The sequence below is a fragment of the Streptomyces sp. NPDC101110 genome, assembly GCF_044759525.1.
Taxonomy (GTDB): domain Bacteria; phylum Actinomycetota; class Actinomycetes; order Streptomycetales; family Streptomycetaceae; genus Streptomyces.
Genome location: NZ_JBIVZM010000011.1, coordinates 108,308 through 133,236, shown reverse-complemented (window position 1 = coordinate 133,236; position 24,929 = coordinate 108,308). Strand labels below are relative to the sequence as shown.

Annotated in this window: 28 protein-coding genes and 1 riboswitch; of the genes, 16 read left to right on the top strand and 12 right to left on the bottom strand. The window is 72.1% G+C overall.

All coding sequences use genetic code 11. The features are described from left to right. On the top strand, positions 1 to 1,236 hold the full coding sequence (locus tag ACIQU3_RS25195; RefSeq protein ID WP_403738221.1) for a PP2C family protein-serine/threonine phosphatase: 1,236 nt from the start codon (positions 1 to 3) through the stop codon (positions 1,234 to 1,236). Here ACIQU3_RS25195 and ACIQU3_RS25190 read toward each other — a convergent pair whose 3' ends face one another. Beyond that, positions 1,237 to 1,692, bottom strand: a complete 456-nt coding sequence (locus ACIQU3_RS25190) for an RpiB/LacA/LacB family sugar-phosphate isomerase (protein ID WP_403927831.1) — start codon at positions 1,690 to 1,692, stop codon at positions 1,237 to 1,239. Positions 1,693 to 2,045: 353 nt separating this feature from the next. Between ACIQU3_RS25190 and ACIQU3_RS25185 the strand changes: the two genes are divergently transcribed. Together ACIQU3_RS25185 and ACIQU3_RS25180 are read left to right on the top strand one after the other, a co-directional pair. Continuing rightward, complete coding sequence (locus tag ACIQU3_RS25185; protein ID WP_403738213.1) at positions 2,046 to 2,762, top strand: lysophospholipid acyltransferase family protein; 717 nt, start codon at positions 2,046 to 2,048, stop codon at positions 2,760 to 2,762. 58 nt (positions 2,763 to 2,820) lie between these two features. Further along, positions 2,821 to 3,852: an NAD-dependent epimerase/dehydratase family protein gene (locus tag ACIQU3_RS25180; protein WP_403738210.1), complete on the top strand. Its 1,032-nt coding sequence runs from the start codon at positions 2,821 to 2,823 to the stop codon at positions 3,850 to 3,852. A gap of 50 nt (positions 3,853 to 3,902) precedes the next feature. On the opposite strand, the gene ACIQU3_RS25175 is transcribed toward ACIQU3_RS25180, so the two are convergent. The 8 genes from ACIQU3_RS25175 to ACIQU3_RS25140 all read right to left on the bottom strand — a co-directional run bounded on the left by ACIQU3_RS25175 (position 3,903) and on the right by ACIQU3_RS25140 (position 10,986). Further along, positions 3,903 to 5,510, bottom strand: a complete 1,608-nt coding sequence (locus ACIQU3_RS25175) for an alpha/beta hydrolase (protein ID WP_403738207.1) — start codon at positions 5,508 to 5,510, stop codon at positions 3,903 to 3,905. Positions 5,511 to 5,641: 131 nt separating this feature from the next. Further along, positions 5,642 to 6,415 (bottom strand): urease accessory protein UreD, encoded by a 774-nt coding sequence (locus tag ACIQU3_RS25170; RefSeq protein WP_403738204.1) that lies wholly within the window; start codon positions 6,413 to 6,415, stop codon positions 5,642 to 5,644. Beyond that, a complete protein-coding gene (ureG, locus tag ACIQU3_RS25165; protein WP_403738202.1) occupies positions 6,412 to 7,089 on the bottom strand; it encodes an urease accessory protein UreG in 678 nt (225 codons plus the stop codon). The genes ACIQU3_RS25170 and ureG overlap by 4 nt, the downstream gene beginning before the upstream one ends. Positions 7,090 to 7,205: 116 nt before the next feature. Next, the gene (locus ACIQU3_RS25160; protein ID WP_403738199.1) at positions 7,206 to 7,880 is read right to left on the bottom strand and encodes an urease accessory protein UreF; all 675 of its coding nucleotides are present in this window, start codon (positions 7,878 to 7,880) and stop codon (positions 7,206 to 7,208) included. 10 nt (positions 7,881 to 7,890) lie between these two features. Next, positions 7,891 to 9,612 carry an urease subunit alpha gene (locus tag ACIQU3_RS25155; protein ID WP_403738197.1) on the bottom strand — a complete coding sequence of 574 codons (1,722 nt, stop codon included), beginning with the start codon at positions 9,610 to 9,612 and terminating at the stop codon, positions 7,891 to 7,893. After that, on the bottom strand, positions 9,605 to 9,916 hold the full coding sequence (locus ACIQU3_RS25150) for an urease subunit beta (protein WP_403738195.1): 312 nt from the start codon (positions 9,914 to 9,916) through the stop codon (positions 9,605 to 9,607). The genes ACIQU3_RS25155 and ACIQU3_RS25150 overlap by 8 nt, the downstream gene beginning before the upstream one ends. A 12-nt stretch (positions 9,917 to 9,928) precedes the next feature. Next, entirely contained in the window at positions 9,929 to 10,231 is a 303-nt protein-coding gene (locus ACIQU3_RS25145) for an urease subunit gamma (protein ID WP_053674248.1), read from the bottom strand. Positions 10,232 to 10,344: 113 nt separating this feature from the next. Then, positions 10,345 to 10,986, bottom strand: coding sequence for a TetR/AcrR family transcriptional regulator (locus ACIQU3_RS25140; RefSeq protein ID WP_403738188.1), 642 nt, complete (start codon positions 10,984 to 10,986; stop codon positions 10,345 to 10,347). A gap of 140 nt (positions 10,987 to 11,126) precedes the next feature. Here ACIQU3_RS25140 and ACIQU3_RS25135 point away from each other — a divergent pair, with 140 nt between their 5' ends. Then, positions 11,127 to 12,119, top strand: coding sequence for an ABC transporter permease (locus tag ACIQU3_RS25135; RefSeq protein WP_403738185.1), 993 nt, complete (start codon positions 11,127 to 11,129; stop codon positions 12,117 to 12,119). A 180-nt stretch (positions 12,120 to 12,299) separates the two neighbouring features. Here ACIQU3_RS25135 and ACIQU3_RS25130 read toward each other — a convergent pair whose 3' ends face one another. Beyond that, entirely contained in the window at positions 12,300 to 12,587 is a 288-nt protein-coding gene (locus tag ACIQU3_RS25130; RefSeq protein WP_403738183.1) for a type II toxin-antitoxin system Phd/YefM family antitoxin, read from the bottom strand. A gap of 91 nt (positions 12,588 to 12,678) precedes the next feature. Between ACIQU3_RS25130 and ACIQU3_RS25125 the strand changes: the two genes are divergently transcribed. The 4 genes from ACIQU3_RS25125 (at position 12,679) to ACIQU3_RS25110 (ending at position 15,365) form a co-directional block, all read left to right on the top strand. Then, positions 12,679 to 13,314 carry an ATP-dependent Clp protease proteolytic subunit gene (locus tag ACIQU3_RS25125; protein ID WP_403738179.1) on the top strand — a complete coding sequence of 212 codons (636 nt, stop codon included), beginning with the start codon at positions 12,679 to 12,681 and terminating at the stop codon, positions 13,312 to 13,314. Between the two features lie 6 nt (positions 13,315 to 13,320). Continuing rightward, positions 13,321 to 13,629 (top strand): hypothetical protein, encoded by a 309-nt coding sequence (locus ACIQU3_RS25120; protein ID WP_403738176.1) that lies wholly within the window; start codon positions 13,321 to 13,323, stop codon positions 13,627 to 13,629. A 335-nt stretch (positions 13,630 to 13,964) separates the two neighbouring features. Next, positions 13,965 to 14,177, top strand: a riboswitch (cyclic di-AMP (ydaO/yuaA leader). Positions 14,178 to 14,180: 3 nt separating this feature from the next. Beyond that, complete coding sequence (locus ACIQU3_RS25115) at positions 14,181 to 14,654, top strand: C40 family peptidase (RefSeq protein ID WP_403738173.1); 474 nt, start codon at positions 14,181 to 14,183, stop codon at positions 14,652 to 14,654. An 81-nt stretch (positions 14,655 to 14,735) separates the two neighbouring features. Next, entirely contained in the window at positions 14,736 to 15,365 is a 630-nt protein-coding gene (locus ACIQU3_RS25110; RefSeq protein ID WP_403738170.1) for a DUF6328 family protein, read from the top strand. Between the two features lie 312 nt (positions 15,366 to 15,677). Here the strand turns inward: ACIQU3_RS25110 and ACIQU3_RS25105 are convergent, their stop codons facing one another. Continuing rightward, a complete protein-coding gene (locus ACIQU3_RS25105) occupies positions 15,678 to 16,136 on the bottom strand; it encodes an ATP-binding protein (RefSeq protein WP_403927829.1) in 459 nt (152 codons plus the stop codon). Positions 16,137 to 16,349: 213 nt separating this feature from the next. On the opposite strand from ACIQU3_RS25105, the gene ACIQU3_RS25100 reads away from it, so the two are divergent. Both ACIQU3_RS25100 and ACIQU3_RS25095 read left to right on the top strand, forming a co-directional pair. Then, complete coding sequence (locus ACIQU3_RS25100; RefSeq protein ID WP_403738163.1) at positions 16,350 to 17,210, top strand: helix-turn-helix domain-containing protein; 861 nt, start codon at positions 16,350 to 16,352, stop codon at positions 17,208 to 17,210. A 9-nt stretch (positions 17,211 to 17,219) separates the two neighbouring features. After that, positions 17,220 to 17,450, top strand: a complete 231-nt coding sequence (locus ACIQU3_RS25095) for a DUF397 domain-containing protein (protein ID WP_403738160.1) — start codon at positions 17,220 to 17,222, stop codon at positions 17,448 to 17,450. A gap of 51 nt (positions 17,451 to 17,501) precedes the next feature. Here the strand turns inward: ACIQU3_RS25095 and ACIQU3_RS25090 are convergent, their stop codons facing one another. After that, positions 17,502 to 18,629, bottom strand: a complete 1,128-nt coding sequence (locus tag ACIQU3_RS25090; protein WP_403738157.1) for an 8-amino-7-oxononanoate synthase — start codon at positions 18,627 to 18,629, stop codon at positions 17,502 to 17,504. Positions 18,630 to 18,779: 150 nt separating this feature from the next. On the opposite strand from ACIQU3_RS25090, the gene bioB reads away from it, so the two are divergent. From bioB to ACIQU3_RS25060, 6 genes are all read left to right on the top strand, one after another. Then, the gene (gene bioB, locus ACIQU3_RS25085) at positions 18,780 to 19,955 is read left to right on the top strand and encodes a biotin synthase BioB (protein ID WP_403738154.1); all 1,176 of its coding nucleotides are present in this window, start codon (positions 18,780 to 18,782) and stop codon (positions 19,953 to 19,955) included. Continuing rightward, positions 19,948 to 21,276 carry an adenosylmethionine--8-amino-7-oxononanoate transaminase gene (locus ACIQU3_RS25080; protein WP_403738151.1) on the top strand — a complete coding sequence of 443 codons (1,329 nt, stop codon included), beginning with the start codon at positions 19,948 to 19,950 and terminating at the stop codon, positions 21,274 to 21,276. The genes bioB and ACIQU3_RS25080 overlap by 8 nt, the downstream gene beginning before the upstream one ends. A 1-nt stretch (position 21,277) precedes the next feature. Next, a complete protein-coding gene (gene bioD, locus ACIQU3_RS25075; protein WP_403738148.1) occupies positions 21,278 to 22,003 on the top strand; it encodes a dethiobiotin synthase in 726 nt (241 codons plus the stop codon). 84 nt (positions 22,004 to 22,087) lie between these two features. Continuing rightward, positions 22,088 to 22,987 carry a class A beta-lactamase gene (gene bla / locus ACIQU3_RS25070; RefSeq protein WP_403738145.1) on the top strand — a complete coding sequence of 300 codons (900 nt, stop codon included), beginning with the start codon at positions 22,088 to 22,090 and terminating at the stop codon, positions 22,985 to 22,987. A gap of 227 nt (positions 22,988 to 23,214) precedes the next feature. Next, complete coding sequence (locus ACIQU3_RS25065) at positions 23,215 to 23,889, top strand: class I SAM-dependent methyltransferase (RefSeq protein WP_403738141.1); 675 nt, start codon at positions 23,215 to 23,217, stop codon at positions 23,887 to 23,889. Positions 23,890 to 24,104: 215 nt separating this feature from the next. Continuing rightward, positions 24,105 to 24,926 (top strand): ABC transporter ATP-binding protein, encoded by an 822-nt coding sequence (locus ACIQU3_RS25060; protein ID WP_403738138.1) that lies wholly within the window; start codon positions 24,105 to 24,107, stop codon positions 24,924 to 24,926. Positions 24,927 to 24,929 lie beyond the last annotated feature (3 nt).

The window sequence follows — 24,929 nt, the reverse complement described above, 5'->3', positions numbered from 1 at the left end:
ATGGCGGAGACGGCGATCGACTACGGTGCGGTGTTCCAGGCTCTGCCCGGCATGGTGGCGCTCCTGACTCCCGACCTCGTGTACGCGGACGTCAACGAGGAGTTCGTCCGCGTCTCCGGCCGCTCCCGCGAGCAACTGATCGGCAAGTACCTGTTCGACGTCTTCCCGGACAACCCGAACGACCCGGCCGCGACGGGCATGCGCAACCTGGAGGCCTCGCTGTACCGCGTCCTGGCCACCGGGGAGCGCGACGCCATGGCCCTGCAGCGCTACGACGTAGAGGACCCCGAGCGGCCCGGTGAGTGGCACAAGCGCTACTGGAGCCCGGTGAACGCGCCGCTGCTCGGCCCGGACGGCAAGGTCGTGCTGATCCTGCACCGCGTGGAGGAGGTCACCGAGCTGATCCGGGCCCGGGGCGGCCCCGCGGGGAACCGGGGCCGGGCCCGGGTGCTGGAGGCCGAGCTGTACACGCGCGCCCGTGAGCTGCAGGAGCTCAACGAGCGGCTGCGCCAGGCACACTCCCGGGAGCGGGAGGTGGCGCTGGCGCTCCAGGGGGCGATGCTCCCCGCACCACGGCAGGTCCGCCGCCACCGGACCGCCGTCCGGTACCGGCCCGCGGTGGGCGCGCTCAACGTGTGCGGTGACTGGTACGACCTGGTCGACCTGGTGGGCGGCGACCGGATCGGCGTGGCCGTGGGCGACGTGGTCGGGCACGGCCTGGAGGCCGCCGGGGTGATGGGGCAGCTGCGCAGCGCGCTCAGCGCCGCCTCCCGGGTCGCCCACGGGCCGGCCCAGGCCCTGGACGTGCTGGGGCGCTACGCACACGTCATCGACGGGGCCGAGTCGGCGACCGCCGCCACGACCTTCATCGACTGCGACCGCCACCTCATCACCTACAGCAGCGCCGGACATCCCCCGCCCGTACTCGTGCACGACGACGGCCGCACCGAGTTCCTCGACCAGGCCACGGACACCCCGCTGGACGCCCGCCCCGACCCGATCCCGAGACCTCAGGCCGAGACCACGTACGCGCCGGGCGCCACGCTCGTGCTCTACACCGACGGCCTGATCGAGCGGCGCCACGAGGACATCGACAAGGGCCTGCACCGGCTCGCCGACGCCCTGCGCGACCACCGGGACCAGGACCCCGAGACGCTCGCCGACACCGTGCTGTCGGAGCTGCTGCCGCCCGGTGGCGCCACCGACGACACCGCGCTGATCATCGTGCGCCTGTGACTACATCCGGGCCTTGCCGTGGTCGAGCAGCCGGAGACGGTCGACGTTCTGCCGGTCCTCGGCGTCCGCGCTGGGCTCACCGGCGAACCAGGCGTCCAGGATCTCCGTCAGCAGCGGCTGCGAGGTCAGGCGCAGGCTGAGCGCGAGCACGTTCGCGTCGTTCCAGCGGCGCGCCCCGCCGGCCGTGTAGGCGTCCGTGCACAGGGCCGCCCGCACGCCGGGCACCTTGTTCGCCGCGATCGAGGCGCCCGTGCCGGTCCAGCAGCACACCACCGCCTGATCGGCCGTGCCGTCGGCGACCTCGCGGGCCGCGGCCTCGGAGCACACCGCCCACTGCGGATCGTCCCCTTGGCGCAGCGCGCCGTGCAGGCGCACGTCGTGCCCGCGCTCGCGCAGGGCGGCCACCAGGGAGCGGGCGACGGGTTCGTCCATGTCCGAGGAAACAGAGATCCGCATGTCTGGCAGGTTACTCGCCGGGGCGGCCCGGGCCACCTGCCCACAGCCGCCGCCCGTCGGCAAGAGCCACCGGCCCGCCACGCACCCCCGGTATCGCGCCAGGCCACCCGTTCGGCTTGCCCGTCACCCGGGTGGCGCAGCACGCTGTTCCCGCGGTCCTCCCCAGCCGCATGCGCACCACCGGATGCACCAGCCTGACTGACCGTCAGTCAATTGGCGAAGGATCTGTGCGGTCCGCCCGCACGAGGTGCCCGGTGGCCGTGCCTGCACCTACACTGGCACCCCACGACATGCCGGTTGACCTGCTGGAACGCGGCGGCTGAGTCCACCGCGAGAGTCGAGGAGCGCCCGCTTTGTTCTACTACCTGCTGAAATACGTGCTGCTGGGCCCGCTGCTGCGACTGGTCTTCCGGCCCCGCATCGAGGGCTTGGAGCACGTGCCCGCGGAGGGCGCCGCCATCGTCGCCGGCAATCACCTGTCGTTCTCGGACCACTTCCTGATGCCCGCGATCCTCAAACGGCGCATCACCTTCCTCGCCAAGGCCGAGTACTTCACGGGACCGGGCATCAAGGGCAGGCTGACGGCCTTCTTCTTCCGCAGCGCGGGGCAGATCCCGGTCGACCGCTCCGGAAAGGACGCGGGGCAGGCAGCGATCCGCGAGGGCCTCGGTGTGCTGGGCAAGGACGAACTGCTCGGCATCTACCCGGAGGGCACCCGCTCGCACGACGGCCGGCTGTACAAGGGCAAGGTGGGGGTGGCGGTGATGGCCCTCAAGGCCGGCGTCCCGGTGATCCCCTGCGCGATGATCGGCACCTTCGAGGCCCAGCCGCCCGGCAAGGTCATCCCCAACATCCACCCCGTGGTCATCCGCTTCGGCGAGCCCCTGGACTTCTCCCGCTACGAGGGCATGGAGAACGAGAAGGCCGTCCTGCGCGCCATCACCGACGAGATCATGTACGCGATCCTCTCCCTCTCCGAGCAGGAGTACGTCGACCGGTACGCGGCCGTGGTGAAGGCCGAGGAGGCCGCCGCCAAGGAGCGGAAGTTCCGGCGCATGCCCCTCGGTTGAGCTCTGCTGTCGGCAGAGGCCGGTTCCCGGCCGGCGCCCGGCGATCTACGGTCGCGGCATGAGACGTGCTGTGGTGATCGGGGCGGGTGGACAGATCGGCCGCCCGGTGGTGGAGGCCCTGGCGAAGGACGGCTGGGAGGTGACGGCCGTCTCGCGTGGCGGCGGCCGGGACGAGGGCCGGCCCGGCGGAGTGCGGACGCGGCGGCTGGACCGTGAGGACGACACGGCGCTCGCCGGACTGATCGGCGACGGCTGCGACCTCGTGGTCGACCTGATCGCCTACTCGTCCCGGCACGCACGGCAGTTGACGGACCTGGCCGACCGGATCGGGGCGGCCGTGGTGATGTCGACGGTGTCGGTGTACGACGACGGAACGGGCCGCGGCTTCGACACCATGAGCGAGCCGGACGGGCTCCCGCGGTACCCCGTGCCGATCACGGAGGACCAGGCGACGGTTATGCCGGGGGACGCCACGTACAGCACCCGCAAAGCGGCCCTGGAGCGCGAACTGCTGGCGGCGGGCGACCGGTTGCCCACGACCGTGCTGCGCCCGGGCGCGATCCACGGGCCGTACAGCCCGCTCCCCCGCGAGCTGTACTTCGTCAAACGCAACCTCGACGGCCGGCGCAGGCGGGCCCTAGCCTTCCGCGGCGAGAGTGTCTTCCACACCTCGGCCGCGCGCAACATCGCCGAACTGGTCCGGCTGGCGGCGGCCCGGCCGGGTTCGCGGGTGCTCAACGCCTGCGATCCGCGGCCGCCGACCGTGTCGGAGATCGGGGCGGCCGTGGACGCGGTCATGGGCGTGGAGACGCAGACCGTTCTCCTGGACGGGCCGGCGTCGGCATCAGTGGGCCGGTCGCCCTGGTCGGTGGAGCTGCCGGTGGTGTGCGACATGGCCGCCGCGGAAAGGGAGTTGGGCTACCGGCCGGTGGTGACCCACCCGGACAGCCTGCCGGAGACCGTCGAGTGGCTCACCCGCCGGCTGTCGGAGCAGGACTGGCGGGAGGCGTTCCCGACCCTCGCCCGCGCCTACCCGGACCTGTTCGACTACGCGGCGGAGGACGCCTGGTTCGCGGCCCGGCGGACATGAGGAAGGGGCGGCCGGTGTCCCGGCCGCCCCTCACCACCGCCGGACGACGGCTACGGCTTCGGCGTGGCGTGCGGCGCGCACGTCACGTCGGCGCCGTCCAGCTTGCCGGTGAGCAGGTAGCTGTCCACCCGGGGGTTGATGCACGGGTTCACCAGGCTGGTGACACCGTGGGAGCCCGCGTCCTTCTCCGTGATCAGGCGGGAGCCCTTGAACCGCTTGTGGAGTTCCACGGCACCCTCGTAGGGGGTGGCCGCGTCCCGCTCGGACTGGACGATGAGCACGCCGGGCAGGCCCTTGCCGGTCTTGACGTTCAGCGGCGTCTGCCGCTTGGTCGGCCAGGTGGCGCACGGCAGGTTCATCCAGGCATTGGCCCAGGTCATGAACGGGTGGTCACGGTGCAGCCGGGTATTGTCCCGGTCCCAGGTGCGCCAGTTGGTGGGCCACGGGGCGTCGGCGCACTCCACTGCCGTGTAGACGGCGTTGCTGTTCTCCGAGGCCGCGTTGCCCGCCGTGTCGGACAGGTCGGGGGCGGCGGCGTCGACGAGAGCCTGGGTGTCACCGGCGACGTACTTGCTGAAGACCGAGGCGGTGGACGCCCAGGCGGAGTCGTAGTACGGGGCGCTCTGGAAGAAGGAGATGAGCTCGGCCGGGCCGACGACCCCGCCGAGGGGGCTCTTCTTCGCGGTGGCGCGCAGCTCCAGCCACTTCGCCTGGACGGCGGCGCGGGTGGTGCCGAGGTGGTAGGTCGCGTCGTTCGCGGCGACCCAGTCCTGCCAGTCCTTCCAGCGGCCCTCGAACGCGACGTCCTGGTTCAGGTTGGCCTGGTACCAGATGTTCTCCCGGGAGGGGTCGACGACGCTGTCGACGACCATGCGGCGCACATGTCCCGGGAAGAGGGTGCCGTAGACGGCGCCCAGGTAGGTGCCGTAGGAAACGCCGAGGAAGTTGAGCTTCTTCTCGCCGAGGGCGGCGCGGATGACGTCGAGGTCGCGCGCGGTGTTCAGCGTGGTCATGTGCGGCAGCACGGCGCCGCTGCGCTCCTGGCAGCCCTCGGCGTACTCGCGGGCCAGCTTGCGCTGCGCGAGCTTGTCGGCCTCGGAGTCGGGCACCGGGTCGGCCTTGGGGGCCTTGACGAACTCCTGCGGGTCCACGCAGGAGATGGGCGTGGACTTGCCGACGCCCCGCGGGTCGAAGCCCACGAAGTCGTAGGCCTTGGCCACGTTGGCCCAGACGGCGCTCTTGTTGGTGACCCGGGCCGGGAAGCGGAGCCCGGAGCCGCCGGGGCCGCCGGGGTTGTACAGGAGCGCGCCCTGCCGCTCGGCCTGGGTGCCCGTGTTGCCGATGCGGTCGACGGCGAGCTTGATCTGCTTGCCGTGGGGCCGTGCGTAGTCGAGCGGCACGGTGACGAACCCGCACTGGATCGGCTTGGCCAGGTTCCAGTCGGCCGGGCAGTCCTGCCAGTCGATGCCGGCCTTCGCGGCCCGGGCGGCGGCGATCGCGCTGCCGCGGGCCTCCCGGTCCTGGCCGTGTCCGCTGCCCGCACCCGCGTTCGCGTTCGCGGTGGGCGCCGCGACGGCGCCCGCTATCAGCGTGGCCGTGACGAGCGCGCCGGCCGAACCGAGCACCGCCACCCGCCTCTTCGGTCTCGAACCCCTCAAGGGGGACCTCCCCGTACCTCGTCGAGATCAGTACGGAGGATCCTCCCGGTTGTGAGGTCCCTGACAAAAGGGGTCGGGCGTCCTTCTTTGCCAATCCGATAAACGGAGAGGTGGTTCTGCTCTACGGACGCCTATGCCCGCGGGAGCGACGCGAGGGCCTCGTCGAGCAGCCGGCGCAGCCGGAGGGCGTCCGGCGCCACCGCGGTCACCAGCGCGGCGGGCCCGGCGAGCGGCACCAGCGACGCCCCCTCCCCCAGCACTTCGGCCGTCACCGGCTCGGCGGCGAACTCCGGTCGCACCACCACCAGTTGACCGACGGCGCGGTGCCCGGCCAGCACGGCGGGGCCGTCCCACCCGCCCGGCGCCCCGGGCCCGCAGGCCAGTTCCTGGTCGAGCACGGCCCGACCGGCGACCCACACGGTCAGACGGCTCGTGAGCCGGCCGGGTTCCTCACCGACGCGTCCCAGCACCTGTTCCTCGCGCAGCACGAGACGGGCCGTGGCGGCGAGTTCGACGCGGGTGGTGACATACAGGTCGCTGCCCTGGGCGGAGATCAACTGCTCCGGCAGCCAGTGCAGTTCGCCGTGGTCGGCGACGGTGAGCCGGACGTCGTACCGCGCGTCGCCCTTGGCCTGTCCGGGCAGTGCGATGGTGGCCGCGGCCGACCCAACGGACAGGCGCGCGCCCTCCCCCACCCGGCCCTCCACGGTGAAGTGGTCACCACCGAGCGGCCCGCTCATCGCGCCGACCAGCATGACCCGCGCCCCGGCGCCGACCGCCCGGGTGCGTCGCAGCGCCAGGGGCCCGTCGCTCTCCAGCACGGGCAGGGAGGTCCCGCCCCGCCCGTCGTCCCGGGCGACGATCCGCGCCACGGACCGCACACCGGCACCGGCACGCACGCTCACGCGGTCCACTCGGCGAGGCGCGACCGCACCCACGCGGCGACGTCCGCCACCCCGGCCTCGCTGCGCAACGACTGGAAGACCACCGGCAGTTCAGCCCGTTGCGCCTTGGCGTCGGCGGCCATCCGGGCAAGGTCGGAGCCGACGTACGGGGCGAGGTCGGTCTTGTTGACGACGAGCAGGTCGGCGGTGGTCACACCCGGTCCGCCCTTGCGCGGGATGTCGTCGCCCCCGGCCACGTCGATGACGAAGATCTGCGCGTCGACGAGCCCCTTGGAGAAGGTCGCCGTGAGGTTGTCCCCGCCGGACTCCACGAGCACCAGGTCGAGCGGCCCGGCCGCGTCCTCCAGGTCCTCCACCGCCTCCAGGTTGGCGGAGATGTCGTCCCGGATCGCGGTGTGCGGGCAGGCGCCCGTCTCCACGGCGGTGATCCGCTCCGGCGGCAGCACGGCCTCGCGGAGCAGGAACTCGGCGTCCTCGCGCGTGTAGATGTCGTTGGTGACGACGGCGAGCGCCAGCTCGTCCCTGAGGGCCCGGCAGAGCGCGGCGACGGTGGCGGTCTTCCCGGACCCCACGGGTCCGCCGAGCCCGATGCGGAGCGCTCTGCGGGTGCCGTCGGGGCGGTGGGCGTCCGCGCTGAGGGCTGCGGGGCCGTGGTCGGTGTGGTCGAGGTGCATGTGCGGCTCCTTGGGGGTGGGTGGCGGGCGCTGGTGCGGAGTGCGGGTGGGTGGGGGCTGGTCGCGCAGTTCCCCGCTCCCCTGAGGGGTCGGTCTGCACGGCGTTCGGAGGATGGCTACGAGGCGAACAGCCGTACGGGCCAGCCCGCGTGCGCCTCCGCGCCGATCTCCAGCAGCGGCGCCGACGCGGCCGGCAACGCGTCGGCCCCCTCGGCGACCGTGTTGCGGGCTGCCTCCACCGCCCGGTCCGCGATCCGGTCCACTTCCGGCGCCAGCCGGGCCAGCACCCGTGTCGCGTCGAACGGGTCCAGACTCAGCAACCGCACCGTCGCCGAGGCGGGCCCGCTCACGCTCTCGTACGCCGCGCAGTAGGCCGCGTCAACCGGTCCCAGCCCCGCCGACCGGGCCGCCAGCCCCAGCACCACCGGCTGATGGGCGCCCTTGGGGAAATCCCTGCCGAGTGCGTCCAGTTCGGCGGACGGCCAGGTCGCACGGGCCGCCCGCAGCAGTTGCCGCCCCAGTCTGCGCGCGGCGACCCGCAGGGCGGGTGACGGCGTCCGCGCGTCCGCGGCACGGTCGAGCGCGACGGGGTCGGTCCCGAGGGCGGCAGCCGCCGCGAGGCCCGCCGCGACCAGCCCAGCCGTGTGCAACCGCCCCCGGCAGAACGCCTCCAGACTCGCCGCGCCTTCGATCCGCCCGGCCTTGACCGCAGCCTCGGCACCCCCGGAATGGGCATGGCCCCCGGCGGGAAACCGTCCGTCGGCCAGGACGAGCAGCGCTGCACGCGACATCAGACCCCCCTCAGAACAGGAAGTACCGCTGAGCCATGGGAAGTTCGGCCGCGGGCGCCGCCTCGACCAGCTCCCCGTCGATGTGCACGGCGAAGCTGTCGGGATCGACCCGCACCTCGGGCCGCGCGTCGTTCTCGCGCATATCGGCCTTGGTGACCCCGCGCGTCGACTCGATCGCCGCGAACCGCTTGCCGAGCCCCAGCCGCTCCGGCAGCCCCGCCTCGACGGCCAGGGGCGCGACGAAGTTGAGGGAGTTGGAGGCCGGCGCCCGCCCGATCGCCCCGTACATGGGCCTCGGCAGGATCGGCTGCGGTGTCGGGATCGAGGCGTTCGCGTCACCCATCTGCGCGTAGGCGATCTGCCCGCCCTTGATGACGAGTTGCGGCTTGACGCCGAAGAACGCCGGTTCCCAGAGCACCAGGTCGGCCAGCTTGCCGCTCTCCACCGATCCGATCTCCCGGGCCAGGCCCTGGGCGAGCGCCGGGTTGATCGTGTACTTGGCGACATAGCGACGTACCCGGCGGTTGTCGGCGCGCCCGTCCCCGGGCAGCGCGCCGCGCCGCCGCTTCATCACGTGCGCGGTCTGCCAGGTGCGCATGACGACCTCGCCGACGCGTCCCATCGCCTGGGAGTCGGAGGAGATGATGGAGATCGCGCCCAGGTCGTGCAGTACGTCCTCCGCCCCGATCGTGGACGGCCGGATCCGGGACTCGGCGAAGGCCAGGTCCTCCGGCACCGCTGGGTTGAGGTGGTGGCAGACCATCAGCATGTCGAGGTGTTCCTCGGCGGTGTTGACGGTGAACGGCCGGGTCGGGTTCGTGGAGCTGGGCAGCACGTACGACTCGGAGACGACGGTCATGATGTCCGGCGCGTGCCCGCCGCCCGCACCCTCGGTGTGGTACGCGTGGATGCCCCGCCCGGCGATGGCGGCCAGGGTGTCGCCCACGAATCCGGCCTCGTTGAGGGTGTCCGTGTGGATGGCGACCTGGATGCCCGTCCGCTCGGCGACGGTCAGCGAGGCGTCGATGACCGCGGGAGTGGAGCCCCAGTCCTCGTGCAGCTTCAGGCCGAGGGCGCCGCCGCGGATCTGGGACAGCATCGCCTCGTGGGAGACGGTGTTGCCCTTGCCGAGCAGGCCGATGTTCAGCGGGTGGGCCTCCATCGCCTCCAGTATCCGGGCGAGATGCCAGGGTCCGGGGGTCACGGTGGTGGCCTTGGAGCCCTCGGCCGGACCCGTGCCGCCGCCGACGAGGGTCGTGATGCCCGACGAGAGCGCCTCGTCGGCGATCTGCGGGCAGATGAAGTGGACGTGTGCGTCTATCGCACCGGCCGTGAGGATCCGCCCGTTGCCGGCGATGATCTCGGTCTCCGGGCCGATCACCAGGTCCGGGTGGACGCCCTCCATGGTGTCGGGGTTGCCGGCCTTGCCGATGCCGGTGATCCGCCCGTCGCGGATGCCGACGTCGGCCTTGACGATCCCCCAGTGGTCGATGATCACCGCACCGGTGATCACGGTGTCCGGAGTGCCCTCCGCGCGGGTGGCCCGGGCCTGGCCCATGGACTCGCGGATGACCTTGCCGCCGCCGAACACGGCCTCGTCACCGGCCAGTCCGGGGCCGCCGGAGCGGTCCTCCTCGATCTCGACCAGCAGGTCGGTGTCGGCGAGGCGGATCCGGTCGCCGGTCGTGGGGCCGAACAGGTCGGCGTACGCGGCACGCGAGATCTCAGGCATCGAGAGCACCTCCGGTCTCCCCGCGCAGACCGGGCACCACACGCGCGCCGGCCAGCGGAACGAGTTCCACGTCGACGGGGATCCCGGGCTCGAAGCGCACGGCGGTGCCGGCGGCGACGTTCAGCCGCCTGCCGCGTGCGGCGGCGCGGTCGAACTCCAGGCCGGGGTTGGCCTCGGCGAAGTGGTAGTGGGAGCCGACCTGCACGGGCCGGTCGGCGGCGTTGAGGACGGTCAGCCGGGTGACCTCGCGGCCCTCGTTGTAGGCAATCGGGTCGTCGGCGAAGAGGAACTCTCCGGGAATCACGGCGGTCTCCCGTCAGACGATCGGCTCGTGGACGGTGACGAGCTTGGTGCCGTCCGGGAAGGTGGCCTCGACCTGGACGTCGTGGATCATCTCCGGGATGCCCTCCATGACGTCGTCCCTGGTCAGGATCTTGCGCCCGGAGGACATGAGCTCGGCGACGGTGCGGCCGTCGCGGGCGCCCTCCAGAATGTGCGAGGTGATGAGCGCGACCGCCTCGGGGTGGTTGAGCTTCAGCCCGCGGGCCCGGCGCTTCTCGGCCACGTCGGCCGCCACGTGGATCAGCAGTCGTTCTTGCTCGTGCGGGGTCAGCTGCACGTCCCACCTCACAGTCGTCACTCCGGGCCGTGCGGGACCCGGTTGCCGCGGCCACGGGGCAAAGTGCCAGGTGGCGTGGATCGGCAGGCTAATTGGACCGCGTTTCGGGCACGTTAACCGAGCTGTGATCCTCCGGCGCCCTCGTCCCGCATGCCCGTCAGTGCCCGCAGGCCGTCCCGGAGGACCTCGACCGGGGCGGGCCCGAAGAGGGACTGCTGCGCGATGAACCCGAGCACGGAGGCGATCATCGTCCGGGCCACGTGGTCCGGCGCCACGTCCGCCCGCATCATGCCTGCCTCCTGATATCCCTCGACGACCCTCCCCCAGGCCGTACGGACCGAGCCGTAGCCCTCTCGCAGGACGGCCGCCAGCTCCTCGTTGCGCAGGGTCTCCGTCCACACCTGGACGACGAGCCGCGGAAAGGCGGGCCGGCCGTCGACGACCAGCGACTCCCGCGCGGCGAGTGTCTTGCCGAGGACCGAGGCGACGAGTTCGTCAGGCGGCGGGGGCGGGCTCTGCCGCGCGGCCTCCTCGAAGGCCTCTCGGACGGAACCGAGCGTCTCGGCGACGATCGCGCCGATCAGCTCCTCCTTGCCGCTGAAGTAGCGATAGACCGCCCCGGCCGAGAGGTCGACCTCCTTCAGCACGTCCTGCATGGACGTGGCGTGGAAGCCGTTGCGGGCGAAGCAGAGCGCGGCGCCGTCGAGGATCTGGCGGCGGCGGGCGTCGAGATGTTCCTGGGACACGCGAGCCATGATCCCCAAAGTAAAACGAATATTCATTCTTGACAAGACGCCGCGACCGGAGCACGGTGAGGACAGAGCAAAACGAACGATCCTTCTTTTTGGCGTTCCCCGCTCCGTTCCCTGGTTCCGCTCGCCTCAGGAGACCCCTCATGCCATCTCGCAACCGACATGTGATCGCGGTCGTCGTCCTCGTGCCCGTCCTGGCGGCCCTCGCACTGTGGGCCTTCGCCTGGCCGGCCTCTCGCCTCGCTCCCCGTGACCTGCCGCTGGGCGTGGCCGGACCACCCGCGGCGGTGACCCAGGTCGAGCGGCAGCTGGAGCGGCACGAGGGCGCCTTCGAGATTCACCGCTACGGCGACGAGGCGGCCGCCCGGGACGCCATCGAGGACCGGAGCGTGTACGGCGCGGTCGTGGTCACCCCACAGGGGCCGGAACTGCTCACCGCGTCGGCGGCCGGACCGGCTGTCGCACAGCTCCTCCAGCAGGCCGTGGCGCAGCAGGCCGCCGTCGGGGGCACCGAGGTCCGGACGGTCGACGTCGTACCCACCCCGACCGGCGATCCGCGCGGCGCGGTGCTGAACGCCGCCGTCCTGCCCCTCGCCCTGGCGGGTATCGCGGCCGGCGCGGTGGTCACCCTGCTGGGGCTGCGCGGGGGCCGGGCCGTGCTCGCGCTGCTCGGCGCGTCCGCCCTGGTGGGTGTGGTCGCGGCGGGGATCGCGCACAGCTGGCTCGGGGCGCTCACCGGCGCCTGGTGGACGGAAGCGGGCGTGCTGGCCCTGTCCACGCTGGCCGTCAGCGGCGCCGTGGCCGGACTCGCCGCGCTGATCGGCCCCGCCGGCACGGGCGTCGGGGCCGCCCTGGTGATGCTGATCGGCAACCCCTTCTCCGGCGCCACCTCGGCCCCGCAGATGCTGCCGGAGCCGGCCGGCGCGATCGGGCAGTGGCTGCCGCCCGGCGCGGGCACGTCGCTGCTGCGCTCGGTGTCGTACTTCGACGGCGCGGCGGCGTCCGGCCCGGCCCTGACCCTGACCTGGTGGGCGGCGCTCGGCCTGGGCGCCGTACTGCTCGGCGGCTCGCTGCGGGCGCGGAAGCAGGACGGCGAGCCCGCGGCCGACCGTCGGGAGCTGTCGCCGGTCGGCTGACCCCGCCCGTCGTGCTGCACGGGCACGGAGCGACCGTGCGTCCTCGCCGTAGCGGGCGGGGACGCACGGTCTTCACGTCTGCATGGGCTTGTCGCGCGCCCGGGTTACTCGCATGCCCGGGCTTGTCGCGCGCCCGGACTTGTCGCGCGCTCAGCTTCTCCCCATGCCCGGGGCGCCGGTCTACGCCGGGCCGGCCCTGCGGTGCTCCGCCGCGATGCCGAACCGCTGTGGTTCGCCAGGAGTGGACGCGACCTGACGGACCGTGGACACCGCGCTGATCACCTGCTCCTCCGTGGCCTCCGCGAGCTCCCGGTCCTCCTCGAGACGCCGCAGGTCGTCGGCCGAGACGAGGGCGACGAGGGGCTTGCCGTGCCGGGTGACGACGACGCGTTCCCCGGCGTACACCACACGGTTGATCAGGTCGGCGAGCTCAGCCCTGGCTTGCGTCACCGGAATCTCGTAGGCCATGTCCCCATCATAACGTCACGTACGTCCTGTACATTTTTTACGGAGACGGCTGTCGCTGGGGACAGCCGCGCCCGCGAGGAGGGGGTTCGCCATGATCCGACCGTCCGCCCGCCAGGTACTGCCCGAGTTCACCGAACGCACGGGGTCGGGGCACCGGACGATGGACCCGTATGCGAGGCTCCTCGAGGAGCGGATCGTCTTCCTCGGGGCACCGGTGGACGAGACCTCGGCGAACGACGTGATGGCTCAGTTCATGCACCTGGAGCACCAGGCCCCCGAGCGCGACATCTCGCTCTACATCAACTCCCCCGGCGGCACCTTCCACGCGATGACGGCGATCCACGACACGATGCGCTACGTCTCCTGCGACGTGGAGACCATCCTTCTGGGCCAGGCCGGCGCCGTCGCCTCGGTGCTGCTCGCGGCGGGAACGCGCGGAAAGCGATTCGCGCTGCCCGACGCGCACCTGGTGATCCATCAGCCGGCCCTGCCCGAGCCGGTCCGGGGCCAGGCGAGCGATCTGGCCATCCAGGCGGCCGAGTTGGTACGCGTGCGGAGCCGGATGGAAGAGCTGCTCACGCTGTACACCGGCCGCACCGGCGAGCAGGTGCGCGCGGACATCGAGCGGGACATGGTCCTCACCGCCCAGGAGGCGGTCACGTACGGACTGGTGGACGGCATCATCCCCGGCCGCAAGGCCACCCTCGTCCCGCCGACCGGGCAGTGAGCCCCGATGCTCCCGCCCGAACTGCCGCCGCTGCCCGCCCTGACACGCGCCGAGGCCGAACTGATCGACCGTTACCTCGACGTGGTCGACCTGCTCGGCAGGATCAACCCGGCCCGGGACGGCGACACCTACCGCGGTCTGCGCGCCGCCCAGGCCCTGGTCGGCAAGGCGACGGCGCTGCGGGACGCACTCGCCCTGATGCACCAGCGGGGCGAGACGGAACTGCACGCGCAGACCCTGGCCCGGGCACTGCGGGTACTGGACGGTGAGCGGCGCACGGCCCGGCTCACCCTGCCCCCGGGGTCCGCCAGTTGACGCGGATCGCCGCCCCTCTCGCCCGCCTCGCCCGCGGGGCGCCGGGAGGTGAGTTGAAACGGACCAAAAGACGTACCCCTGTTCGGAGTAGACGGGAGACCGATTTCAGGAGCGTTCCGGTTGCGCAACGCGCGGGGACACAGGGCGGAGTGGGGCATTCCGTCGCTGGTCCGGCGGTTCGCGAACCCGTGGACAGCGGCGCGAACGCACACGTGTCCACCCGAACGGGTGAGTGGTGAGTAACAACACAAATCCCCGGTTCCGTTGGGAAATCCGGACAGGCATGCGCCAAGATCCCTGACTGACGACAAGCCCCCGCCGCTGTGGCGGGGCGATCCGGGCGGACGCCGAGTCCTGCCGCCGCCCGGATGACCGGTCGACAGGAGTGGATCGGCAGGAGTGGAGGACCCGAGCACGACGGGTCGCCGGGACGGTCACGCCATGACCGGACCCGAGCAGCCCTTGGGGTGAAGCCGCGTCAGCGGCCGGGCAACTTTGTCAGCCCGAATCCGACAGGTCATCCTTCACAGGCGGCTGACGAAGGGTTGCGCATGACTGCGCTCAATCGTGTCCCGTCGCTCATGGCCCGGGCCGGCACCGCCTCGGCGCTCACCATCGCCGCGGTGGGCGGCTCGATCGTGGCACCCGGCTTCGCCTCCGACGCCGCGGCAGCCACGCCGGCGACCAAGGCACTCCAGATCGCGGCCTCGAAGAAGGGTGCACCTTACAAGTACGGGGCCACCGGTCCGCACCGGTTCGACTGCTCCGGGCTCACGCTCTACTCGTTCAAGAAGGCCGGCAAGAAGCTCCCCCGCACGGCTGCCCAGCAGTACAACAAGACCCGCCACATCTCCGCCAAGAACCGCAAGGCGGGAGACCTGGTGTTCTTCCACTCGGGCAGCAACGTGTACCACGTCGGTATCTACGCGGGTAAGAACAAGCTCTGGCACTCCCCGAAGACCGGTGACGTGGTGCGGCTCCAGAAGCTCTGGACCAAGAGCGTCTGGTACGGGCGCGTGAAGTGATCCCCCTGGCGTGCGGCGGCGTCCTGACGCGCCGCCGCACGCCGGAGCGTGACACGGGCTTCCCTGGATACCCGTCGCTTCATGGCCGAGCACCGTCCCTGCACCGCGCGCAACGAGACCCCGCTGCAACGCGCCGACCGCAACTTCGTCGAGCTGCTGCAGGAACTGCGCGTCACCCAGACGGGCGTACAGATCCTCTTCGCCTTCCTGCTGTCGCTGGCCTTCACCTCGCGCTTCGAGGGCCTCGACACGGTCCAGCGCGTCACCTACGTCGTCACGCTGCTGCTGGCGGTCCTGGCAGCCGCTCTCTTCACCGCCCCGGCCGCACTGCACCGCTCCCTGTTCCAGCAGGGCGCCAAGCCCCGCATCGTGCAGGTCTCCTCGCGTCTGGCCACGACGGGCCTGAGCGTGCTGGTGTTCGCGTTCAGCGGCTCCGTGCTGCTGGTGGTCGACGTGACCACGGGCCGGACCGGCGGGGTCATCGCCGGCGCCGCGACCTTCCTGGTCTGCGTCGGCCTCTGGGGGGTGCTTCCGCGGCTGGTGCGACGGGCGGTGCTGCGGGGGGCTTCGGACGGTGCCGGGGAGCGGACCGAGGAGGAACCGGAAGGGGGCGCCGCCGGGACCCCCGCACCACTGCGGCGCACCGTGGGGCAGCCGTCGGGGCTTCGAGGAGCGCAAGCACACCGGGAGACGTCGGCTCGGCACCGGTGACGGCCGCGGGCTCCGGCGGGCCTGAAAGGCGCGGAGCGGGCGTCGTAGCCGTGGGGGTGGCCCGGATGTGGGTCGCGCGGGCCGGGGTGCGTCGTGCACCCGCCGGGAGGCCTTTCAGGTCCTGCCGCGGCGAAGGGTCTCGCTCTGCTGGGCTTGCCCAGCTGGGGGGGTCTCGCCCTGCTGAGGATCTTGCCCAACTGAGGGTCTCGCCCTGCTGAGGATCTTGCCCAACTGAGGGTCTTGCCCAACTGAGGATCTTGCCTGGTTGAGGGTCTTGCCCTGCTGGGGTCTTTCAAGCCGTGTCGTGACCGGCTACGGCTCCTGATGGCCCGCCCTCGTCATCGGCTGGGCCGGGACGGCCCACGGAAGCTCGATCGAGATGGTCTTGCCTCCCTCACCGGTTCTGCGGATGCGCAGTCTTCCGCCGCACTCGGCGGTCAGCCAGCGGATGATGACCAGTCCCCGGCCGTTGTCCTGCTGGACGGCCGCGGGCAGGCGTCTGGGAAAGCGCGGGTGGCTGTCGGTGACACCGATCCGCAGCCGTTCGTCCCGTTCCAGTTCGACGTCCACGGTGAACGTGGGCGACTGGCCGAAGGTGTGCTGGACGGCGTTGGTGGCGAGTTCCGAGACGATGAGCCGGACGGTGTCGGACACCTCCGTGTCCGCCGGCAGGCCCCACTCCGCCAGCGTGCTCACCACATAGGCACGCGCGGCGGAGACCGAGGCGGGATCGCTCGGCAGAGTGACGGATGCTTCCAAATGGTCTGCCATGGCGACCTCGTCCCTTTCCCACGGGACCGCGGTCCGACACGGAGCGGATGGTTCGAGTACGGTCCCGGACTGGTGCTTGGTCGCCAGACTGCCACCAGAACACCCGTCAAGGTCGTGGATCCGCCAAGATATGCATATATCTGTCGCCCGAAGCGGTGAACTCTGCGACGCGAGACCGTATTTGGGTGGCTCCGAAGGAGTAAGGAGGAGCCCATGCAGCACGGTCCCGCGGTGCGCCGCCGGAAACTGGGCGCCGAACTGCGTGCGCTGCGCTCCTCGGCGGGGCTCACGAGCGGTGAGGCGGCCCGGCAGGTGGGCTGGCACCAGTCCAAGGTCAGCCGGATCGAGACGGGCACGAGCGGGGTGAAACCAGCCGACGTCCGGTCACTTCTCGACGCCTACGGGGTGACGGACCCCCAACTCCGCGATCTTCTCATGGTGTTGGCGGGCTCCGACGACAACGATGGCCGACACCACTGGTGGCACGCCTATCGCGGCGCGCTGCCGCCGACGTACCGGGATTTCATCAGCCTGGAGTCGCAGGCCGGCGCGATGCGCACGCTGGAGACCACCGTCGTCCCCGGCCTGCTTCAGACGCCCGAGTACGCGCGTGCGGTGACGAGGGCCGCGGTGGAGGGACTCTCGGAGGACAGGCTCGACACGCTCGTCGAGGTGCGGCTGGCCCGGCAGGACGTGCTGCGCGCGGATCCCCCGCTGGAACTCAGCGCCGTTCTGGACGAGGCCGTGCTGCGGCGGGAGGTCGGCGGGCCGGGCGTCATGGCCCGTCAACGGGAACGGCTGATCGAGGCGGCCCGGCTGCCCCAAGTGCGCCTCCAGGTACTGCCGTTCGCCGCCGGGGCACACATCGGCGTCAGCGGATCTTTCGTTATCTTGTCATTTTCGAGCACTTCTGATCTGGACGTGGTTGTTCTCGACCACTTGACGAGTAGCCTCTACCTCGAACGGAAAGAAGACCTCCAGGCCTACACGGAGGCCTTCAACGCCCTTCAGATCCACGCCCTTTCGCCCGAGGACTCGTTGGATTTCATCGCCGGGACAGCCACCGGCGCGTAAGGAGGCACCATGCGTGCACTGCCTCGTCACGTCCCCTCAAGCGTCGAACTCAACGGTGTGCGGTGGTTGCGCAGCAGCTACAGCACCGGCGCGAACAACTGCGTCGAGACCGCCCGTCCGGACGCCCCGCCCTGGGCGGGGCTGCTCGCCGTGCGGGACTCCAAGGACCCGGCCGGACCCGCGCTGCTCTTCTCCGTGGGGAGCTGGGCGGCCTTCGCGGCCGGGGTGGACCGTATGTGACCGCGGTCGATCAGACCGTCATCGTGCGACGCACGGCCGTGTCACGCCGACTCATGGCCGCGTCTCGCCGATCAGTCGTACAGCGCGTTCGATCTGCTGACCGGTCAGGTCCGCGCGTGCGGTCAGCCTGAGCCGTGAGATGCCGTCCGGCACGGAAGGTGGCCGGAAGCACCCCACGGCCAGGCCCGCCGCGCGGCACTGTGCCGCCCAGCGCACGGCATCCTCGGGAGAGGCCGCCCGCACCGAGACCACCGCGGCGTCCGGACGCACCGCCTCCAGACCCGCGGCGGTCAGGCGTGCGTGCAGTTCACCCGCCACCGCGCGGGCCCGTGCCGCCCGCTCCGGCTCGCGGCGCAGCAGCCGCAGGGCCGACAGGGCCGCGCCCGCCGCCGCGGGGGCGAGTCCCGTGTCGAAGATGAACGTCCGGGCGGCGTTGACCAGGTGTTCGACGACCCGGGCCGGGCCGAGGACGGCTCCGCCCTGGCTGCCGAGCGATTTGGACAGCGTGACCGTCGCGACGACGTCGTCCGCGCCCGCGAGCCCCACCGCCTGTGGGGCGCCGCGACCACCGTCACCGAGAACCCCCAGCCCGTGGGCGTCGTCGACGACCAGCCCCGCGCCGTGCTCCCGGCAGGCCTCGGCCAGGGCCGCGAGGGGGGCCGCGTCGCCGTCGACCGAGAAGACCGTGTCGGACACGGCAATGGCCGTGCCCTCGTGACCGGCCAGCGCCTTGCGCGCGGCGTCCGGCTCGGCATGCGCCACGACCTGGGTACTGCCGCGGGCGAGCCGGCAGCCGTCGATGAGCGAGGCGTGGTTGCCCGCGTCGGAGACGATCAGGGAGCCGTGCGGGGCCAGCGCGGTGACCGCCGCGAGGTTGGCGGCGTAACCGGAGGAGAAGACGAGAGCGGCCTCGAAACCGCAGAAATCGGCCAGTTCCCGTTCGAGCTCGGCGTGCAGTTCGGTCGTGCCGGTGACGAGCCGGGAGCCGGTCGCGCCGCCGCCCCAGGTACGCGCGGCCCGGGCCGCGCCCTCGGTGACCTCGGGGTGGCGGGCCAGCCCGAGGTAGTCGTTGCTCGCCAGGTCCAGGAGCGGCGAATCGGCCGGACGGGGGCGCAGAGTCCGTACGAGTCCGGCGCGGGCACGCAGCTCCGCCTGCTCGTCGATCCAGCCGAACGCCATGGGTGGTCCTCCGGGGAATTTGTAGGCAGTGCACAGACACTAGCGGGACCACCAGCAGGTCACTGTGTGGCAATACCCACACCTCCAAGCGACTCTGTTGTGCGAACTCTCCTTTGCCCCGGACACCTCCTTAGGACAGGATCGGCTTCCATGGACCTGCTGAACACGCTGGTGGACAAGGGGCTTCGGCGCGAGCTGCCGACCCGCGACGAGGCTCTGGCCGTTCTCGCGACGACCGACGACGACTTGCTCGATGTGGTGGCCGCGGCCGGAAAGGTGCGTCGGCACTGGTTCGGCCGTCGGGTGAAACTGAACTATCTCGTCAACCTCAAGTCCGGCCTGTGCCCCGAGGACTGCTCCTACTGTTCGCAACGGCTCGGCTCGACGGCCGGGATCCTGAAGTACACCTGGCTGAAGCCCGACCAGGCGTCCGACGCCGCGGCGGCCGGGGTGGCCGGAGGGGCCAAGCGGGTGTGCCTGGTGGCGAGCGGACGCGGCCCGACCGACCGGGACGTGGACCGGGTCTCCGAGACCATCAAGGCGATCAAGGACAACAACGAGGGCGTCGAGGTGTGCGCCTGCCTCGGCCTGCTCTCGGACGGCCAGGCGGAGCGGCTGCGCGAGGCCGGTGCCGACGCCTACAACCACAACCTCAACACGTCCGAGGCGACGTACGGCGAGATCACCACCACGCACACCTACGAGGACCGCGTCGACACCGTGCAGAAGGCGCACGCGGCCGGTCTGTCCGCCTGCTCCGGGCTGATCGCGGGCATGGGCGAGACGGACGAGGACCTCGTGGACGTGGTCTTCTCGCTGCGTGAGCTGGACCCGGACTCGGTTCCGGTCAACTTCCTGATCCCGTTCGAGGGCACCCCTCTGGGCAAGGAGTGGAACCTGACCCCGCAGCGGTGCCTCAGGATCCTGGCGATGACGCGCTTCGTCTGCCCGGACGTCGAGGTGCGGATCGCGGGCGGGCGCGAGGTCCATCTGCGCACGATGCAGCCGCTCGCGCTGCACCTGGCCAACTCGATCTTCCTCGGCGACTACCTCACCAGCGAGGGCCAGGCCGGCAAGGCCGACCTGGAGATGATCGCGGACGCCGGCTTCGAGGTGGAGGGCACCGACCAGGTGACGCTGCCGGAGCACCGGGCCGCCGGTGGCTGCCACGACGGTGGCGGGGTCTGCGGTTCCGGGGGTGGCGGAGCCTGCGGTTCCGACGCCGCGCCGGAGGCCTCCGAGCCCCGTACGGCCGCGGATGCCCGAACCGACCTGGTCGCCGTCCGCCGCCGGGGCGCCGGAACGGACCTCGCGCCCAATGCCTGAGCTGACGGTGCCCGAGCTGCTGGAACTCGACCGGCGGCATGTGTGGCATCCGTACGGTCCGATGCCCGGACGGCAGGAACCGCTCGTCGTGGAGTCGGCGAGCGGGGTACGGCTGCGGCTCGCCGACGGCTCGGCGGTGCCGGGCGGTTCCGGGGACGGTTCGGGCGGGCCGGACGGTCCGCCCGAGCTGGTCGACGGGATGTCGTCCTGGTGGTCGGCGATCCACGGCTACAACCACCCGGTGCTCAACGAGGCCGCGCGCGGCCAGGTGGAGCGGATGAGCCATGTGATGTTCGGCGGGCTCACCCACGAGCCCGCCGTGCGCCTGGCGAAGCTCCTTGTCGACATGTCGCCCGAGGGTCTGGAGCATGTCTTCCTCGCCGACTCCGGATCGGTGTCGGTCGAAGTCGCGGTCAAGATGTGCCTGCAGTACTGGCGTTCGCTGGGCCGTCCCGGCAAACAGCGGCTGCTGACCTGGCGCGGTGGCTACCACGGCGACACCTGGCAGCCCATGTCGGTGTGCGACCCGAAGGGCGGGATGCACGACCTGTGGACCGGGGTGCTGCAGCGTCAGGTGTTCGCCGACCCGCCCCCGGCGGAGTACGACGAGGCCTACGCCGAGCACCTGCGGTCACTGATCGAGCGGCACGCCGGTGAGCTGGCCGCGGTGATCGTCGAACCGGTGGTGCAGGGCGCGGGCGGGATGCGGTTCCACTCCCCCGCGTATCTGCGGGTGCTGCGCGAGGCGTGCGACGCGCACGACGTGCTGCTGGTGTTCGACGAGATCGCGACCGGGTTCGGCCGTACGGGCGCGATGTTCGCGGCGGAGCACGCGGCCGTCACGCCCGACGTGATGTGCCTGGGCAAGGCGCTGACCGGCGGATACCTGACGATGGCGGCGACGCTGTGCACCGCGCGCGTGGCCGACGGCATCTCGCGGGGCGAGGTGCCGGTGCTCGCGCACGGTCCGACGTTCATGGGCAATCCGCTGGCGGCGGCGGTGGCCTGCGCCTCGATCGAGCTGCTGCTGGGTCAGGACTGGCTCGCGGAGGTGAAGCGGATCGAGTCGGGGCTGCGGGACGGGCTCTCGGCCGCTTCGGACCTGCCGGGTGTGAAGGACGTACGGGTGCTCGGCGCCATCGGGGTCGTCCAGCTGGACCACGCCGTGGACATGGAGGCGGCGACGGCGGCGGCCGTGCGCGAGGGCGTGTGGCTGCGGCCGTTCCGCGATCTGATCTACACCATGCCGCCGTACGTGACGGGCGACGCGGACCTGGCGCGGATCGCGCGGGCGGTCCTCGCGGCGGCGCGGGAGGGATGACATGCCGGTACTGGTGATCACGGGCACGGGCACGGAGGTCGGCAAGACCGTCGTGACCGCGGCCCTCGCGGCGACGGCCCTGGCCGCCGGCCGCTCGGTGGCCGTGCTGAAGGCGGCGCAGACGGGTGTGCGGCCGGACGAGCCCGGGGACGCCGCCGAGGTGGCGCGCCTCGCGGGCGCGGTGACGACGGCCGAACTCGCCCGGTACCCCGAACCACTGGCCCCGGCCACGGCGGCGCGCCGGGCCGGCCGGGCCCCGGTCCATCCGCACGAGGTCGCGGAGGCCGCCGCCAAACTGGCCACCGAACACGACCTGGTGCTGGTCGAGGGCGCCGGCGGACTGCTCGTCCGGTTCGACGCGGCCGGAGGGACCCTGGCGGACGCGGCCCGGCTGCTGTCGGCGCCGGTGCTGGTGGTGGCGCCCGCCGGCCTCGGCACCCTCAACGCCACGGAGCTGACGGCGCGAGAACTGCGCTTCCGGGGGCTCGACCCGGCCGGGATCGTGATCGGGAGCTGGCCGACGGCCCCGGACCTCGCGGCGCGCTGCAACCTCGCGGACCTGCCGGAGGTGGCCGGAGCGCCGCTGCTGGGTTCCGTCCCGGCCGGGTCGGGCGCCCTGCCCCCCACCGCCTTCCGTGAGGCCGCGCCGCACTGGCTGGCGCCCCGGCTGGACGGCTCGTGGGACGCGGAGGCGTTCCGGGTACGGGAGGCGCCCGAGGCGTTCTGAGGGCCGGGGCCGGCGGGCGGCGGAACCGGTGCGACCGTGATCGCGTGTTGATGTACGACCGTGATCATCTCCGAAGGGACCACCTTGCACGCGAACGGATTACGCCCGTCCCGCCGTACGGCCCTCGCGCTGGGCACGGCCGCCGCCCTCTCGCTGGGCGGTGGCACGGCCCACGCGTCGGCCGGCACCGCCGGTCTCACCGCGCGGCTGCGGAAGCTGGAACGGGAGCACACCGCGCGGCTGGGCGTGTACGCCCGCAATCTGCGCACCGGCCGGACGGTGGCCTACCGGGCCGACGAACGCTTCCCGATGGCCTCGGTGTTCAAGACGCTCGCCGCCGCCGCCGTCCTGCGCGACCTGGACCGCGACGGCGAGTTCCTGGCCCGGCGCGTCCACTACACCCAGGGGTACGTCGACAAGTCGGGCCACTCCCCCGTCACCAAGGACCACGTCGCGACCGGCATGACCGTCGGTGAACTGTGCGACGCCACCATCCGCTTCAGCGACAACACCGCGGGCAACCTGCTCCTGAAGGAGCTGGGCGGGCCGACCGCCGTGACCCGGTTCTGCCGCTCGACGGGTGACCGCGTCACCCGGCTGGACCGGTGGGAGCCCGAGCTCAACTCCGCGGAGCCGTGGCGCGTGACCGACACGACCTCCCCGCGCGCCATCGGCCGGACCTATGCCCGGCTGGTGCTCGGCGACGTGCTCGAGCCCCGGGACAGGGCCCGGCTCACGGACTGGCTGCTGCGCAACACCACGAGCGTGGAGAGGTTCCGCAAGGGTCTGCCGGCCGACTGGCTGCTCGCCGACAAGACGGGCGGAGGGGAGTACGGCAGCAACAACGACGTGGGGATCACCTGGCCGCCGGACGGCCCGCCGATCGTGCTGTCGGTCCTGACCACGCAGCCGGAGGAGGACGCCGAGGCCGACAACCCGCTGGTGGCCCGGACGGCCGCGCTGCTGGCGGCGGAACTCGGCTAGAGGGTTTCTGACGGAGATCGTCAGAAACCCCGGGCCGGCGACGGCACCGGCAGAGATCCGTCAGAAACCCCCTCGCGGTCCGGCGACGTCCGCCGGCGCCGTGCGGGCCCTGCCCACCGGGCCGCACGGCGCCGGGTCCTCCCTCTGTGGGCAGCAGGGGTGCGGCGGGCTCCTGCGGGGGAGAATCACCCCAAGGCGTAAGGCCGGCCTCGTCAGGGAGGTTCCCCATGCCGCTGCGCTCCGGCAAGGTGCCACGGGACGCCGTGCACCATCCGCTGTTCGCCCGCTGCTACGCGAGGATCAGCGTGGCGGCCGAGACCCGGATGGGCATGGGCCCGATCCGCGGGAGACTGCTCGACGGGCTGTCCGGGCGGGTGATCGAGATCGGCGCGGGCAACGGGCTGAACTTCGCGCACTACCCGGGCACCGTCGCGGAGGTCGTGGCCATCGAACCGGAGCGGCGGCTGAGGCACCTGGCCGTGGAGGCCGCGCTGCGTGCCGAGGTACCGGTGGACGTGGTGCCGGGTACGGCCGAGGCGCTGCCGGTCAAGAGCGAGGGCTTCGACGCGGCCGTGCTGTCCCTGGTGCTGTGCAGTGTGCGGGACGTCCCTCGGGCGCTCGGGGAGCTGCGGCGGGTGCTGCGCCCGGGCGGCCAGGTGCGGTTCTTCGAGCACGGCCGGGGCGGCGGCCGTGCGATGACCCTCACGCAGCAGGCGCTGGACCGGACGGTGTGGCCGGTGCTGAGCGGGGGCTGCCACGTGGCGCGGGAACCGGTCCGGTCGCTGCGGGAGGCCGGATTCGAACTCGGTCCCTACCGGCGGGTGCTCATGCCGGAGGAAGGGCCGAGGCTGCCGAGCTCGTACTGCGTGCTCGGCACGGCGTGGCGCCCGGCCGACGGGTAGTCGCGGGGTCCACGAGCACAGCTCGCGCTCGGCGCCCCGTACGGACGCCTCGCCGCTCCTGACGGCCGGGCGGGGCCGCGGGCCGGCCCGGATGACGCGACGGCATCGGCCCGGCACGAGCCGGAGTCCGACCCGCGGAGGATACCGAGTGTGGGCCGGATCACATTACCCTCGGGCAGGGTCGGGGTCCTGACATCCAGCCAGAGGAGGCGGCCTTGTCCACACCTGCTGCGGAGCACGCTCCCGGCCTCGCACCGGCCGACGGGATCGCGGCCCGCGCCCGCGGTCTCACCAAGGCGTACGGCTCGGGCGAGACGGCCGTGCTCGCACTCGACTCGGTGGACGTGGACGTCGTCCGGGGCCGGTTCACCGCCGTGATGGGCCCGTCGGGCTCCGGGAAGTCCACCCTGATGCACTGTCTGGCGGGGCTCGACACCGTCTCGGCCGGGCAGGTGTGGCTGGGTGACACGGAGATCACCGGGTTGCGGGAGCGCGAGCTGACGCGGCTGCGCCGGGACCGGATCGGGTTCATGTTCCAGTCCTTCAACCTCATCCCGACCCTGAACGCGCTGGAGAACATCACCCTGCCGATGGACATCGCGGGCAGGAAACCGGATGAGAAGTGGCTGGACCAGGTGATCGACACCCTGGGCCTGCGGGACCGGCTGGGGCACCGGCCCTCGCAGCTCTCCGGCGGGCAGCAGCAGCGCGTGGCCTGCGCGCGGGCGCTGGCCTCCCGGCCCGAGCTGATCTTCGCGGACGAACCGACCGGCAACCTCGACTCGCGGGCCGGACTGGAGGTCCTCGGTTTCCTGCGCGAGGCGGTGGACCAGCTCGGGCAGACCGTCGTCATGGTCACCCACGACCCCGGCGCGGCCGCCCACTCGGACCTGGTGCTCTTCCTCGGGGACGGCCGGATCGTCGACGAGATGCGGCACCCCACCGCTGAGGCGGTCCTGGAACGGATGAAGAGGTTCGACGTGATCCGCACCCGCTCCGAGGACGCCGGCGCCCCGGCGTCGCCAGAGGAGAACTGAGCC

Excerpts from the sequence above, each read along its gene's own strand:
- ACIQU3_RS25195 (WP_403738221.1), top strand. The coding sequence starts at position 1 with ATGGCGGAGACGGCGATCGACTACGGTGCGGTGTTCCAGGCTCTGCCC.
- ACIQU3_RS25190 (WP_403927831.1), bottom strand. The coding sequence starts at position 1,692 with ATGCGGATCTCTGTTTCCTCGGACATGGACGAACCCGTCGCCCGCTCC.
- ACIQU3_RS25180 (WP_403738210.1), top strand. The coding sequence starts at position 2,821 with ATGAGACGTGCTGTGGTGATCGGGGCGGGTGGACAGATCGGCCGCCCG.
- ureG (WP_403738202.1), bottom strand. The coding sequence starts at position 7,089 with ATGCACCTCGACCACACCGACCACGGCCCCGCAGCCCTCAGCGCGGAC.
- ACIQU3_RS25160 (WP_403738199.1), bottom strand. The coding sequence starts at position 7,880 with ATGTCGCGTGCAGCGCTGCTCGTCCTGGCCGACGGACGGTTTCCCGCC.
- ACIQU3_RS25155 (WP_403738197.1), bottom strand. The coding sequence starts at position 9,612 with ATGCCTGAGATCTCGCGTGCCGCGTACGCCGACCTGTTCGGCCCCACG.
- ACIQU3_RS25140 (WP_403738188.1), bottom strand. The coding sequence starts at position 10,986 with ATGGCTCGCGTGTCCCAGGAACATCTCGACGCCCGCCGCCGCCAGATC.
- ACIQU3_RS25135 (WP_403738185.1), top strand. The coding sequence starts at position 11,127 with ATGCCATCTCGCAACCGACATGTGATCGCGGTCGTCGTCCTCGTGCCC.
- ACIQU3_RS25130 (WP_403738183.1), bottom strand. The coding sequence starts at position 12,587 with ATGGCCTACGAGATTCCGGTGACGCAAGCCAGGGCTGAGCTCGCCGAC.
- ACIQU3_RS25125 (WP_403738179.1), top strand. The coding sequence starts at position 12,679 with ATGATCCGACCGTCCGCCCGCCAGGTACTGCCCGAGTTCACCGAACGC.
- ACIQU3_RS25120 (WP_403738176.1), top strand. The coding sequence starts at position 13,321 with ATGCTCCCGCCCGAACTGCCGCCGCTGCCCGCCCTGACACGCGCCGAG.
- ACIQU3_RS25115 (WP_403738173.1), top strand. The coding sequence starts at position 14,181 with ATGACTGCGCTCAATCGTGTCCCGTCGCTCATGGCCCGGGCCGGCACC.
- ACIQU3_RS25110 (WP_403738170.1), top strand. The coding sequence starts at position 14,736 with ATGGCCGAGCACCGTCCCTGCACCGCGCGCAACGAGACCCCGCTGCAA.
- ACIQU3_RS25105 (WP_403927829.1), bottom strand. The coding sequence starts at position 16,136 with ATGGCAGACCATTTGGAAGCATCCGTCACTCTGCCGAGCGATCCCGCC.
- ACIQU3_RS25100 (WP_403738163.1), top strand. The coding sequence starts at position 16,350 with ATGCAGCACGGTCCCGCGGTGCGCCGCCGGAAACTGGGCGCCGAACTG.
- ACIQU3_RS25095 (WP_403738160.1), top strand. The coding sequence starts at position 17,220 with ATGCGTGCACTGCCTCGTCACGTCCCCTCAAGCGTCGAACTCAACGGT.
- ACIQU3_RS25090 (WP_403738157.1), bottom strand. The coding sequence starts at position 18,629 with ATGGCGTTCGGCTGGATCGACGAGCAGGCGGAGCTGCGTGCCCGCGCC.
- bioB (WP_403738154.1), top strand. The coding sequence starts at position 18,780 with ATGGACCTGCTGAACACGCTGGTGGACAAGGGGCTTCGGCGCGAGCTG.
- ACIQU3_RS25080 (WP_403738151.1), top strand. The coding sequence starts at position 19,948 with ATGCCTGAGCTGACGGTGCCCGAGCTGCTGGAACTCGACCGGCGGCAT.
- bioD (WP_403738148.1), top strand. The coding sequence starts at position 21,278 with ATGCCGGTACTGGTGATCACGGGCACGGGCACGGAGGTCGGCAAGACC.
- ACIQU3_RS25065 (WP_403738141.1), top strand. The coding sequence starts at position 23,215 with ATGCCGCTGCGCTCCGGCAAGGTGCCACGGGACGCCGTGCACCATCCG.